We start from the raw sequence: 14,103 nt of genomic DNA, 5'->3' as shown, positions 1-14,103 counted from the left end.
CGGGCAAGCCCGCTCCCACAAGGTACATCCTCTCATGGTCGTCAGCATTGCCCCTCGGCCTTTCCATCACTTGAGCCATGCTCCCCTCTGCGCGCATAATGCCCAGCCTTTGCTGTTTTCAACAGGCTGCTTCCATGTTCCGCTGGTTTGAACAACGTCTCGATCCCTTCCCTGCCGAAGAACCGATCCAACCCCCGCGCCAGCTACTGGCTTTTTGTCTGCACTACACCCGCGGCTCTTGGCCATTCCTGATCATTGCCGCCTTGCTCATGGCGAGCATTGCCATCACCGAAGTCTGGCTGTTCAGCTTCCTCGGCAATATCGTCGACTGGCTATCGAATCAGGACCGCAGCACCTTTCTGCAGAACGAGGGGCTCAAGCTCACCGGCATGTTCCTGGTGGTCATGGCCCTGCTGCCATTGCTGATCCTGGTCAACTCGCTGTTCAGCTATCAGACGCTGATGGGCAATTACCCGATGCGCATCCGCTGGCTGGTGCATCGTTATCTGCTCAGACAGTCGATGGCCTTCTACCAGGACGAATTTGCCGGCCGTATCGCCACCAAGATGATGCAGACGGCGCTGGCGGTACGCGAATGCGTGATCAAGCTGATCGACGTGCTCAACTACGTGGTGGTGTATTTCCTCGGCACCCTGCTGGTGGTCGGGCTGGCCGACTGGCGGCTGATCATCCCCATGCTGGCGTGGCTGGCCGGCTATGCATTGATGATGCGCTACTTCATCCCGCGACTCGGCAAAGTCGCCGAGGCCCAGGCCGATGCACGCTCGGTAATGACCGGCAGCGTGGTCGACAGCTACACCAATATCCAGACGGTGAAGCTGTTCTCCCATGCCCGCCGCGAAGCCACCCACGCCCGCGAAGGCATGACCGGCTTCATGGAAACCGTCTATCGCCAGATGCGGCTGGTTACCCTGGTCAACGTCTCGCTCTACCTGCTCAACGGCATGCTGCTGGCGGGCGTGACCGGACTGGCGCTCTGGCTATGGCTGCAGGGCAGCATCAGCGTCGGCGCCGTGGCGGTGGCCGTGGGTCTGGTGTTGCGTCTGTGGGGCATGTCGCAGTGGATCATGTGGGAAATCTCCGCGCTGTTCGAGAACGTCGGTACCGTGCAGGACGGCATCAACTCCATCTCCCGTCCGCAACTGATCACCGATCAGCCGGATGCCAAGCGCCTGGAAGTCAGCCGGGGCGAGATCCAGTTCGAGCATGTACGGTTTCATTACGGCAAGGGTCATGGGGTGATGGATGACCTGCATCTGCACATCCGTCCCGGTGAGCGGATCGGCCTGGTGGGCCGCTCCGGGGCGGGCAAGTCGACCCTGGTGAATCTGCTGCTGCGCTTCTACGACGCGGAGGGCGGGCGCATTCTCATCGATGGGCAGAATATTGCCGAGGTCAGCCAGGACTCCCTGCGCGAGCATATCGGCATGGTCACCCAGGACACCTCGCTGCTGCACCGTTCGGTACGGGACAACATTCTCTATGGCCGCCCCGACGCCACCGAGGAGATGATGCTACAGGCCGCGCGCAATGCCCATTCTGACGGCTTCATCCCCGGTTTGAGCGATGCCCGGGGCCGTCGCGGCTATGATGCCCATGTCGGTGAGCGCGGGGTGAAACTCTCCGGCGGTCAGCGCCAGCGCATCGCCATTGCCCGCGTCATGCTCAAGGATGCGCCCATCCTGATTCTCGACGAGGCCACCTCGGCGCTGGATTCGGAAGTCGAAGCCGCGATCCAGGAAAATCTCAATCAACTGATGCAGGGCAAAACCGTGATCGCCATCGCCCACCGACTATCGACCATCGCCGAAATGGACCGGCTGATTGTCATGGATCAGGGGCGTATCGTCGAAGACGGCAGTCATGCCGAGTTGATCAGCCAGGGCGGACTATATGCCCAGTTATGGGCACGGCAGTCGGGCGGGTTTCTGGGGGAGGATCTGTAGTCACCAGCCTTCCATAGTCCGCTGGATGCCTGGGAGGTTCGAGCACCAGCTCGTACCGGAATTGGCCGGCAACACCTGCGTTACCGGCTGACTCCGCCATCGAGTCCGATCGCGCCCCGCGGGCTCGTCGCTCCCAGGGCTTTTAACGCCCCTCGGACGGCTCAACGTCCGCGGGGGCATCGCCGACTTACCCTTTACCCTCCGCCAATAAACCCCGCAGCACATAATGCAGGATCCCACCGGCCTTGAAGTAATCCACCTCATTGCCGGTATCGATCCGGCACAGCACCTCGAACTCGATCTGGCGACCGCTCGGATGATGCGCCGTGACCTTGAGCATCTGCCCGGGGCGCAGGTTGTCGTCGATGCCGGGGATATCCAGCACCTCGTGCCCGTCCAGCTGCAGCGTCGGGGCATTCTGCCCATTGATGAACTGCAGGGGTAACACGCCCATGCCAACCAGGTTGGAGCGGTGGATACGCTCGAAACTCTCAGCAATGACGGCTTTCACACCCAGCAGGTTGGTGCCCTTGGCTGCCCAGTCGCGGCTGGAGCCAGTGCCATACTCCTTGCCCGCCAGTACCACCAGGGGCGTGCCTTCGGCCTGATACCGCATAGCTGCATCGTAGATGGACATCCGCTCACCGCTGGGAGTATGGATAGTCAGGCCACCCTCCTCGCCACCGAGCATGCGGTTGCGGATGCGAATATTGGCGAAGGTCCCGCGCATCATTACTTCGTGGTTGCCGCGCCGCGAGCCATAGGAGTTGAAGTCTTCCGGCTTCACACCCAGCCGTTGCAGATATTCCCCAGCCGGTGAGCTGGACTTGATAGTCCCCGCCGGCGAGATATGATCCGTGGTGATCGAGTCACCGAACACCGCCAGTACCCGGGCCTGATGGATCGGCTGCAGCGGCTCCAGTGGCTGATCAATGCGCTCGAAATAGGGAGGGTTCTGGACATAGGTCGACTGACTGTCCCAGGTGTAGGTATCCCCACCGCTCACGCTGATTGACTGCCAATGTTCATCGCCGGTGAATACATCAGCGTAACGGCGACGAAACATGTTGTCTTCCACCAGTGCCACCGCCTCGGCAATTTCGGCATTGCTCGGCCACAGATCACGCAGGAATACCGGCTTGTTGTCACGGTCCAACCCCAGCGGCTCTTCCTGCAGATTCAGGCGGCTATCGCCAGCCAGCGCATAAGCCACCACTAAAGGCGGCGACGCCAGCCAGTTGGCCTTGACCTGCTGATGCACCCGCCCCTCGAAGTTGCGGTTGCCGGACAGTACCGCCGATACCACCAGATCATGCTCACTGACCGCATGGCTGATCGGCTCCGGCAGCGGGCCGGAGTTGCCGATACAAGTGGTGCAGCCATAGCCGACCAGGTTGAAACCGAGCTGGTCCAGATAATCGATCAACCCGGCCCGCTCCAGATAGTCGGTTACCACCTTGGACCCCGGCGCCAATGACGACTTGACCCACGGCTTGCGCTGAATGCCACGCTCGACCGCTTTCTTGGCCAGCAACCCCGCCGCCATCATGACGCTGGGGTTGGACGTGTTGGTACAGGAGGTGATGGCGGCGATCACCACCGCGCCGTTTTTCAGGACGTGCTCTTCGCCATCGATGGTCACACAGACTTCACCGCGCGGGCCACCCACCGCCGTACCGCCACCACCTTCGTCTTCCAACCGCTCGACATCAGTGGCAATGGTCGCCGTCTGCAGCGCCAGCAACTCCTCGAACGCCTTGGGTACCTGGCCCAGGGGCACCCGATCCTGGGGGCGGCGCGGCCCGGCCAGGCTCGGCTCGACCTCGTTCATATCCAGATGCAGGGTATCGGTGAACACCGGCTCATGACCCGGCTCACGCCACAGCCCCTGCGCCTTGGCGTAGGCTTCAACCCGCTCGACGACCTCCTGGGGGCGGCCGGTCAGGCGCAGGTAGCCTAGGGTAATATCATCAATGGGAAAGAAGCCGCAGGTGGCGCCGTACTCCGGCGCCATATTGGCAATGGTGGCGCGATCGGCCAATGGCAGGTCTGCCAGACCGTCGCCGTAGAACTCGACGAATTTACCCACTACCCCGTGCTGGCGCAGCATCTGGGTCACGGTCAGCACCAGATCGGTGGCGGTCATGCCCTCACGCAATTTGCCGGTCAGCTTGAAGCCCACCACCTCGGGGATCAGCATGGACACCGGCTGGCCGAGCATGGCCGCCTCGGCCTCGATGCCGCCGACGCCCCAGCCCAGCACGCCCAGGCCATTGACCATGGTGGTGTGCGAATCCGTGCCCACCAGGGTGTCCGGATAGGCCCACCACTGGCCATCGACGTCCGCCGCCCAGACACTCTGCGCCAGATACTCCAGGTTTACCTGATGGCAGATGCCGGTACCCGGCGGCACTACCCGGAAATTGTTGAAGGCCTTCTGGCCCCAGCGCAGGAAGGCATACCGTTCACCGTTACGCTGCATCTCCATCTCGACATTGCCTTGGAAGGCCGCATCGTTGCCGAAGTGGTCCACCATCACCGAGTGGTCGATGACCAGGTCCACCGGTGACAGCGGATTGATCCGCTGCGGGTCGGCACCGGCCCGCGCCACGGCATCGCGCATCGCGGCCAGATCCACCACCGCCGGCACCCCGGTGAAGTCCTGCATCAACACCCGCGCGGCCGGTATTGGATCTCCCGGTCCGAATGCCGCTTGACCAGCCAGTCAGCCATCGCCTGGATATCCTCGCGGGTCACCGTTTCACCATCCTCGTGACGCAGCAGGTTCTCCAGCAGCACTTTCAGCGACATCGGCAACCTGTTGATCTCGCCCAGCAGTTCACCGGCCTTGGGCAGGGAGTGATACTGATAGGTCCTGTCACCCACTTGCAGGCTGCTCAGGGTTTGCAAACTGTCAATCGACATCAGGCGCCTCCTCTTGGTAGTACGTTGACCGGCAGGTCACTCACGAACTCTGTACGCCGGCCGATAGCTTTCAGAATAGTCCAGATAACAGAACAATTCAGAACATGGCCGAAGCTCAATATCGTGCACCCGGCCTACCGGTGATAAACTGCGGTCTTTGCAGCTAGCAAACAAGGAATATCCCATGTGCGGAATCGTCGGCGCCGTCGCCCAGCGTAATATCACTCCCATCCTGCTCGAAGGCCTGCGCCGGCTGGAATACCGCGGTTATGATTCGGCCGGGGTTGCCGTATTCGACGCCGACAGCGGCATCCAGCGGGTACGCGCCACCGGCAAGGTAATCGAGCTTGAGAACGCACTCGCTGCCACTCCCGCCGCCGGCAACCTGGGCATCGCCCACACCCGCTGGGCAACCCATGGCAAACCGGCCGAGCATAATGCCCATCCACATGTATCCCAGGGACTGGCGATCGTGCACAACGGCATCATCGAGAATCACTCGGCGCTGCGCCACAGGCTGATCGATCTGGGCTATGTGTTCACCTCCGAGACCGATACCGAAGTGGTCGCGCATCTGATTGCCTGGCATTACAGCCAGACGCGCAATCTGCTGCAGGCCTTCCGCAACGCCCTGGGCGAACTGCACGGTGCCTACGCCCTGGCATTGATTCACGAGGACGAACCGCAGAACCTGTATTGCGCCCGTATGGGCAGTCCGCTGGTCATTGGCGAAGGCAGTGGCGAATCCTATATCGCCTCCGATCCGCTGGCGCTGCTGCAGGTGACCGACCGCTTCCGTTATCTGGATGAAGGCGACCATGCCCGCCTGACCATCGATGGTTGCGAGATCTGGGATCGTGAACGCGCCAAGGTGGAGCGCCCGGTCAAGCGCTACGAGCACGCGGCGCACAGCCTGGACAAGGGTGAATACCGCCACTACATGCTCAAGGAAATCTTCGAGCAGCCCGAGGCCATCAGCAATACCCTCAGCGGCACCCTCGGCGATGACCATGTGCTGACAGCCATCCTCGGTCCAGATGCCGAAAGCCGTCTGGCGCAGGTACAGAACATCCATATCGTCGCCTGTGGCACCAGTTATCATGCTGGCCTGGTTGCACGCTACTGGATCGAATCCCAGGCCGGCTTGCCCTGCCAGGTCGAGGTTGCCAGCGAATACCGCTATCGCACTGTGGTGGTGCCGGCCAATACATTGCTGATCACCATTTCCCAGTCTGGTGAAACCGCCGACACCCTGGCCGCCCTGCGCTTCGCCAAGGACCAGGGCTATCTCGCATCGCTGGCCATCTGCAACGTGGCCGGCAGCTCTCTGGTCCGTGAAGCCGACTGGCGACTGCTGACCCAGGCCGGCCCGGAGATCGGTGTGGCCTCGACCAAGGCCTTTACCACCCAGCTGGTGGCGCTGCTATGGCTGACTACCGCGCTGGTGCAGGTGCGCGGCCTGTCGCCCAAACAGGTGGCCGCGAACGTCGCCGCCCTGCGCCAACTGCCGCCGTTGATTGAGGCGGTGCTGACATTGGAGCCAGCCATCACCACCCTGGCCGAGCGCTTCGCCAACAAGCACCACGCCTTGTTCCTCGGTCGCGGCCCGCACTACCCTATCGCCATGGAAGGTGCGCTCAAGCTGAAGGAGATCTCCTATATTCACGCTGAAGCCTACGCCGCCGGCGAGCTAAAGCATGGCCCATTGGCGCTGGTCGATGAAGACATGCCCGTGGTCAGCGTCGCGCCCAGCGACAGCCTGCTGGAAAAACTCAAATCCAACCTGGAAGAAGTGCGCGCACGGGGCGGACAGCTGATCACCTTCGCCTGTGAAACCATCGAACAACCCGGTGATGACAGTGACACCATCAGTTTGCCGCAGGTCGATGACATCATCTCGCCAATTATCTACACCATCCCCCTGCAATTGCTCAGCTACCACGTGGCGCTGGTCAAAGGCACCGATGTGGATAAACCCCGCAATCTGGCCAAATCGGTGACGGTGGAGTAGGCGTAGGCCCTCTCCCCTCGCGGGAGAGGGCTGGGGCCGCCCAGCTCCACATCAGATCACCTCATCCACGCAGCAACCGCAACCCATTCGCCACCACCAGCAAACTCGCCCCCATATCGGCAAAGACCGCCATCCACATGGTCGCATCCCCGGTAAAGGTCAGCACCAGAAACACCGCCTTTATTCCCAGAGCCAGCACAATGTTCTGCATCAATACCCGCGAGGTCGCCCGAGACAGGCGCACGAACGCCGGTATCTTGCGCAGATCATCACTCATCAGTGCCACATCGGCAGTCTCGATGGCAATGTCGGTGCCCGCCGCGCCCATGGCAAAACCGATATCCGCCCGCGCCAACGCCGGCGCGTCGTTGATGCCGTCACCCACCATGCCCACCTTTCCTTCATCAGCCAGGCGTTCGATTGCCCGCGCCTTGTCTTCAGGCAACAGGTTACCCTCGGCGCGGTCGATGCCGGCTTGATTGGCAATTGCTCGCGCAGCATGGGGATTGTCACCGCTGAGCATCAGCGTCTGGATGCCCAGGTCATGTAACTCGGCCAGCGCCTCGCGGCTACTGTCCCGGATCGTGTCGGCGACGGCAAACAGGCTCCGCACCTCGCCCTCGACCACCAGCAACACCACGCTTTTGCCCTGCGCTTCCAGATCGGCGACCGGCAGCCCTTCTGCCACCCTACTTAGCCCCAGTTCTTCCAGCAGCCGCTGATTGCCTAGGTGACACAGCCTGCCGTCGATCACACCACGTGCTCCCCGGCCCGGCAGCGCTTCGAAATCCGTTACCTCATGCAGCGCCAGCCCATCCGCCAACGCCGCATCGGTGATGGCCCGGGACACCGGATGGTCGGATCGCCGTGCCAGACTGGCCGCCAGCGTGCGACTGTCAGCCGGATCATGCCCAGCCAGGGGAATGAAATCAGTCTGGACCGGCTTACCGTGGGTAATGGTTCCGGTCTTGTCCAACGCCAACCACCGCAGCTTGTGGCCTTCCTCAAGGTAGGCCCCACCCTTGATCAGGATGCCTTGCCGGGCGGCCGCCGCCAGTCCACTGACGATGCTGACCGGCGTGGAGATAACCAGTGCACAAGGACACGCGACGACCAGCAGCACCAGGGCCCGGTAGATCCAATCCAGCCAACCGCCGGCCATGAACAGCGGCGGCAATACCGCCACCGCTACCGCCAGGGCGAATATGGCAGGCGTGTACCAGCGGGCAAAGCGGTCAACGAAACGCTGGGTGGGCGCACGACTGGCCTGCGCCGCCTCTACCGCATGGATGATGCGTGCCAGCGTGGATTGGTCGGCTGGCGCAGTGACACCCAGCTCGAAAGACCCGGACTCGTTGATGGTACCGGCGAACACCACGTCCCCCGGCGCCTTCTCGACCGGCAGACTCTCGCCGGTGATGGGTGCCTGGTTCACGGTCGAGCGGCCTTCCAGTACCTCGCCATCCAGGGCGATACGCTCACCGGGGCGTACCCGTACCCGACTGCCGACCGTAACCTGCCTGGCCTCTACTTCCAGCCAGCTACCATCAGGTTGCTGCACCGTAGCTCGCTCCGGCGCCAGATCCAGCAGCTTGCGGATGGCATTGCGGGCGCGGTCCAGAGACCTGGCCTCGATGACCTCCGCCAGGGCAAAAAGCACCATTACCATTGCCGCTTCCGGCCAGTGGCCGATCAGCATGGCCCCGGTGACAGCGATGGACATCAGCGCGTTGATGTTGAGGTTGCCATGTCTGAGAGCGATCCAGCCCTTGCGGTAAGTGGAAAGACCACCAGTGAAAATGGCGCCCAATGCCAACAGCATCACCAGCCAGTGATTCCCGCCCTGAACCCAATACACGACTTCCGCCGCACCAGCGGCAACCAACGCGACAACCAAGGTCCACCAGCGAGTATTGCTCTGCGCCGGAGGCGGCGCTTCGCCCCGATCATCATGCTGCACCGCCCGCATACCGATGGCCGCCAGGGCGCGCTCCACCGGTACCAGCGAAGCCAGATTGTGATGCACAGTCAGTTTGCGCTGGAGCAAGTTGAAGTCCAATCCCACGATACCGGGCAGACCGGCGAGCTTATTGCGGATCAGCGCCTCTTCCGTGGGGCAGTCCATATTCTCCACGTGATATCGGGCAACCGCCGCAGCTGTCCCTGACGGCTGGGTCACCTCCGGGATGACAGTGGCGGCATGGACGCTGTCGCAGCCGCATTCTCTGGTTGGCACTTCGCTCATGGCATTTCCTTGACTTGTCGTTCGGTATTGGGATTAGAATCCCTATAGCCACTATAGAGTCAAGCGGGAGCAAACATGGATATCAGAATCGGCGAACTGGCCCGACGTACCGGCTGCGAGGTCGTGACCATTCGTTACTATGAGAAAGAGCGACTGCTGCCGGAACCAGCGCGCAGCGAGGGGAATTACCGGCTCTACAACGAAGCCCACCTCGAGCGGCTGCAGTTCATTCGCCATTGCCGCTCGCTGGACATGTCGCTCGGGGAGATTCGGGCTCTGCTGAGCCTACGGGAGAATCCTACCCTGGATTGCAGTGAAGTGAATGCCATGCTGGACACGCACATCCAACAGGTGGAAGACCAGATTGAAGCTCTGGGTCAACTCAAGCAGCACCTGATAATATTGCGCGAAAAGTGCGCCGGCGTCCGCCCGATGGAAGCCTGCGGAATACTGCAGGGCCTGACGGACAGTTCATGTCATACATAGAAGCCGTCAGCGCTCAACAAGATGGCGCTCGGCATGCTCTTGCATCGCTTGGTCGATTTCTTGTCCCAGATAGCTGCTCAGGGATTTCATGTAGACGGTCGAAATATGGCTCTTGTCCTTGTAGACCAGAACGTTGCCCACGACCGCCGGACAGGTATCACGGGTACAGAAATAATCGCTCATATCGATGAAATGCGCGGCTGTACCCGCAACGTTCAATTGCTCCAGCACCAAGGTCTCCGTCAAGGCAGCGTTGCGCGGCCGGGAACATTGGGGTGAGTTTGCCCCGTTCATATCGACGCAGGTCGGTACATGAAAACCCATGAAAGGAGTATCGCGCACCGCGAGTACCTTGAAGCCCAGCGCCTGCAGCTTCTGCCACTGCTGCACGTAACCTTCAGGCACATGCTCGGGCTGATCGACTGTCATCGCTACCGTGGCTGTGGTGAAGACGAAATCCGGTTCGAGTTCGGCAATAGCCGCGAGTACATTGTCGTTCCATTGGGCACAGGAGTTCTGCCGATTCTCCGGTGATTCCTCAACCAGCGCGGTAAAGCGGCAACCATTCTTGGTATAGCTCACCAGTCGCCAGTTGCGCTGCTGGGCGATGACATCCAGAGCGGGCACCCAGTGCGTGGCGTGCGAACTGCCGGCCACCGCGATAGTCGTCTCCCCGTCGGCGCTCCCGTAATGGCAAGGCGTGGCCTCGGTACCATACAGGTCCTGGTGGCAACCTTCCCGGTAGGGTCTGGGAACATCCCTGCTGGCCATAAAGGGTTCCGGAACAATGGCAGCATGGGTGACGCCTCCGGCGGGGCTGCCATCGGCCAGCACCCGGGCACCAGGATAGAGAGTGGCGTCGACTACTTCGGGCACCCGGTATTCCTCGGTCAGGTCCTTCACCTCGTTGCGCCACAGCAGGATTGCCAGCACCAGCGGGGCCACTGCCGCCAACCCGGCCGCGTAGGCGAAACCAGGAGACCGTCGCCCGAGGTGTTTGCGTAGCGGTTTTTCGACCAACCGGGTAGTGAGCCAGGCCAGGATCAACGACAGCAGCATGATCACCACTCCGCCATACCAGGTGGTGGCCGGTTCACCGAAACTCGCCCGCAAGAAAATCATCACCGGCCAGTGCCACAGATAGAAGGCATAACTGATCCCGCCCAGCCAGACCAATGGCCGGATCGACAGCAAGTTCCGTGCGCTCAACGGCAGCATGCCCGCACCGGCACCAAGCACCAGCGCCGCGCCCAGCGAGGGCCACAACGCGGCATAACCCGGGAAGCTCAGCGACACATCCAGCAGAAACCCGCAGCTGACGATGGCGGCCAGCCCTATCCAGCCCAGCGGCCGGCGCAAACTACCATTGACCGTTATCCATGGCGTGATGGCGACAAGCCCCCCGAGTGCGAACTGCCAGACCCGGGCAAAGGTGTTGAAATAGGCAAAAGTCTGATTCGCCGCAGTATGGATGATGGAAAACCCGAGCGAGAGCATGAACACACTAACGAAGGTCAGCAAGAGCCCCCGTCGTTGGCTCAGTGCCAAACGTGAACTCAGATACAGCGCCAGCATGACCACGAATGGCCAGAGCGCATAGAATTGCCCCTGCGCCGACAGCGCCCAGTAATGTTGCACCGGGCTCGGCAGATTGTCTCGCGCCAGATAATCCACCGAGTTCAACGCCAGCAGCCAGTTCTCCATATAGAACATCGCCGCCAGGCTTTCCTTCATTGCGGACATCCACAGCGACCGGGGTAACAGCAGCCAGGTCCCCAGCAATACTGCCGCGATCACCAACAGAGCGGCCGGCAATAGCCGCCGCGCCAGCCCCGCCCAGAACACCAGCGGTCGCACCCGCCCCTGCTGGTCGTATTGCCTGAGCAGTGAGAGCGTGATCAGGTAGCCAGACACCACGAAGAATACATCCACCCCGCCGGAGACCTTGTTCATCCAGATGTGGAAGATGGCGACCAGCAACGCCGCCAGCGCTCTCAGACCTTCGATATCTCCGCGGAATGCCCCGGTATCCGAAACACCGGTAGTTACAGGCTTGCCCATGATTCACCCCAACTCGTTGACCGCATCATGAAAATGGCGGCCGCGTCCAATCGCTTCGAGGGTAATAGCCGACAGCGGCAGCTCCGGCCAACGAAACAATGCCCCCAGTTTCAGGTCCCACTCCGCGGGGTACAGCTTGAAAGCCCCGGCTCCTGGGGTGAAAGTGATCTCCCCCACGTAGATCCGCCCCTCGAACACATACATGTCCACCCGGCAATAGCCAAAAGGTTGCGCCAGCCGCCGGGCAACATCGAGCATCTCGGCCAGCTCGGCAGGAGCGCGGGTAATGCCGGTATCGATACTGGGAGGCAACGTCTCGCCAAGACGGAACGGCAATTCCTGCCAATCTGCGGAGAACAGATTCTGGGTCATACGGCCGAACCGCCCGTTAATCACCTGGATAAACAGGTAGCTATCCCCTTCCACGGGGTTGAATACATGAATCTTGTAATCCGCCGGCGGCCCATTGGCTGTCAGTAATGCCTGTTCGAACAGCACCTGAGGGCGGATGGCCTTGTAATGCCGTTCGCCTCGACGTCGGGAAAAGTCGTCTCGCAACCAGGCATTACTCAACGCTGCAAGTTGCTCCATGTCTTCCCGAGACTTGTCGGAAACAATCTTGACCGCACCGCTGCTGTTATTCGTTTTCATGACAAAACTATCAGGCAAACATTCAAACTGTGACGCAGTTACCACTTCCATGGCGGCATACAAGGGAACATTGAATCTGTCTCCTACTGTGTCTCGAATATAATCACGAACCAACACCTTATCGGCCAAGCGTGAAAAATGTGGCAAGGGATAGCGCATTCGATGATGCAACTTTTCGGACAACCTTTGCGGGTCGCGGAAATTGCACAGTTTCCTGTGCCGTTTCAGGTATCTGAGTTGGTACTCAGCCCACTCCGGGAGCATATCAACGACCGACAAGGTAAACGAAGATTTCACCATCCTGGCCAGCTTTTCGGAGAACTTATCATCAACATCCATATAAACACCCCAACAAGTGAGGAAACCCCTGACCCGGCGCGGCAATATACGACTGCCCATGCCAATTTCAAAACATTCAGGCACGAAACCGAGCGGTGCGCCTTCACGAATCAGTAACGACTACAGCGTAATAACCGATCTATAACCAATTGCTAACGAACAAAACTTAATCTTGAATTATCTGCCTTAATATCCGGCGTGACCCATGCAGAGAGGGAGATAGCAATGGATTTACTGCACAAGCGACCTGCCAGGCTGTATCGATATTTTTTCGGTACAGCGGAGTTTAACGAAGCGCGCTTCGAACTTAGAATCGATGGATCACCGGTAGCAATCGAACGCAGGCCCTTGGTGTTGCTGGCAAAAATTCTCGAGCACGCCGACGAGGTAGTAACCAAGGGAGAGTTATTGCATACCGTCTGGGGCGGGCGGATTACCGTGGAAAACGTACTCGCCAACGCCATGGCCAAACTACGTAAGGCGCTGGGCGTCAATGCGCTGCTGTTGGTCACCATCCCCCGGGTCGGCTACCGGATCAAAGGACCGGTGAAGAAAATGGAGGCTCAGGCCGATTGCGATATCATTCCGACACAGCCATACGTCGGCGCAGGCGCAGCCATCGGCGATCCCCTGTTCACCAGCGCCCGGATAGCGCCGCCCGCCCCCTCGTTCCACCATCTGGATGTAATTCCCCTGAACCCCGCCGGATTCGATCGGGCTGGAATGATTCTGGATGCAGGCACCGCAATGAATACAACGCATGCGGGAGCACGCGCCTTCCACCATGCAGGTGGCGCTACCTTGGAAGCCTGGGCCGGACAGCGTCACCTGGACATCATGCCAATCGAACAACGGCTCAACCTGTTCATGAGCTTGGCGAGGGAAGTGTCCGAGCAACACTCCAGAGGCACTGTCCATGCGTTCTTGCAACCGGACAATCTCATCGTTGCGGATAACGGCCGCATACGGATTACCGCACCGGAAAAGTCCCTGGCGAATCCCGGGCAGCCCCATAAAACAAGCTGCTGCTGCTTTTACCGGGCGCCGGAAACCTACCGCAACGACGATGTAACCCCGCGCAGTGATATCTACTCGCTGGGGATTCTGCTGTATCAGTTACTAACATCGGATTTTTCCCGACCGCTGCTTCCCGACTGGCGACAGGACATTACCAACAGATCGCTCCAGCACATCATCGAAGCAGCCACGCACTCCTGCCCTTCATTGCGCCCGGAGTCCGTGGAAGAATTTATAAAACCGTTGTACACCCATCGTATCGGACATCACCAGAAGCCTGAGATCTGGACGGCGACCTCAGCCAGCATGCTCCGGCAGTAACGAACTTTTTATTACCAACTGCCTTTCTCAAACGTGCAGTAGCCGTTGTGGCTGCCGTATGCCCGCCTGAGAAGTTCAAC

The 14,103-nt window shown here is 60.4% G+C and carries 7 protein-coding genes and 1 pseudogene; 4 read left to right on the top strand and 4 right to left on the bottom strand.

The features are described 5' to 3' along the window. Positions 1–134 precede the first annotated feature (134 nt). The gene (locus tag QAO71_RS06785; protein ID WP_280165540.1) at positions 135–1,967 is read left to right on the top strand and encodes an ABC transporter ATP-binding protein; all 1,833 of its coding nucleotides are present in this window, start codon (positions 135–137) and stop codon (positions 1,965–1,967) included. 187 nt (positions 1,968–2,154) lie between these two features. Here the strand turns inward: QAO71_RS06785 and acnA are convergent. Then, a pseudogene (gene acnA, locus QAO71_RS06780) lies at positions 2,155–4,895 on the bottom strand (aconitate hydratase AcnA). A gap of 181 nt (positions 4,896–5,076) precedes the next feature. Here acnA and glmS point away from each other — a divergent pair. Next, positions 5,077–6,903 carry a glutamine--fructose-6-phosphate transaminase (isomerizing) gene (gene glmS / locus QAO71_RS06775; protein ID WP_280165539.1) on the top strand — a complete coding sequence of 609 codons (1,827 nt, stop codon included), beginning with the start codon at positions 5,077–5,079 and terminating at the stop codon, positions 6,901–6,903. Between the two features lie 61 nt (positions 6,904–6,964). Here the strand turns inward: glmS and QAO71_RS06770 are convergent, their stop codons facing one another. Further along, positions 6,965–9,148, bottom strand: coding sequence for a heavy metal translocating P-type ATPase (locus QAO71_RS06770; protein WP_280165538.1), 2,184 nt, complete (start codon positions 9,146–9,148; stop codon positions 6,965–6,967). Between the two features lie 75 nt (positions 9,149–9,223). Here QAO71_RS06770 and cadR point away from each other — a divergent pair, with 75 nt between their 5' ends. Beyond that, positions 9,224–9,634, top strand: a complete 411-nt coding sequence (cadR, locus tag QAO71_RS06765; protein ID WP_036992467.1) for a Cd(II)/Pb(II)-responsive transcriptional regulator — start codon at positions 9,224–9,226, stop codon at positions 9,632–9,634. A 6-nt stretch (positions 9,635–9,640) separates the two neighbouring features. Here cadR and QAO71_RS06760 read toward each other — a convergent pair whose 3' ends face one another. Further along, positions 9,641–11,695, bottom strand: coding sequence for an acyltransferase family protein (locus QAO71_RS06760; RefSeq protein ID WP_280165537.1), 2,055 nt, complete (start codon positions 11,693–11,695; stop codon positions 9,641–9,643). Positions 11,696–11,698: 3 nt separating this feature from the next. Continuing rightward, positions 11,699–12,685 carry an ATP-grasp fold amidoligase family protein gene (locus tag QAO71_RS06755; RefSeq protein ID WP_074779996.1) on the bottom strand — a complete coding sequence of 329 codons (987 nt, stop codon included), beginning with the start codon at positions 12,683–12,685 and terminating at the stop codon, positions 11,699–11,701. A 225-nt stretch (positions 12,686–12,910) separates the two neighbouring features. Between QAO71_RS06755 and QAO71_RS06750 the strand changes: the two genes are divergently transcribed. Continuing rightward, on the top strand, positions 12,911–14,023 hold the full coding sequence (locus tag QAO71_RS06750; protein ID WP_280165536.1) for a winged helix-turn-helix domain-containing protein: 1,113 nt from the start codon (positions 12,911–12,913) through the stop codon (positions 14,021–14,023). Positions 14,024–14,103: the final 80 nt, after the last annotated feature.

Origin of the sequence: Halopseudomonas sp. SMJS2 (assembly GCF_029866945.1) — a bacterium.
GTDB lineage: Bacteria > Pseudomonadota > Gammaproteobacteria > Pseudomonadales > Pseudomonadaceae > Halopseudomonas > Halopseudomonas bauzanensis.
This window is presented reverse-complemented; position numbering and strand designations above follow the sequence as displayed.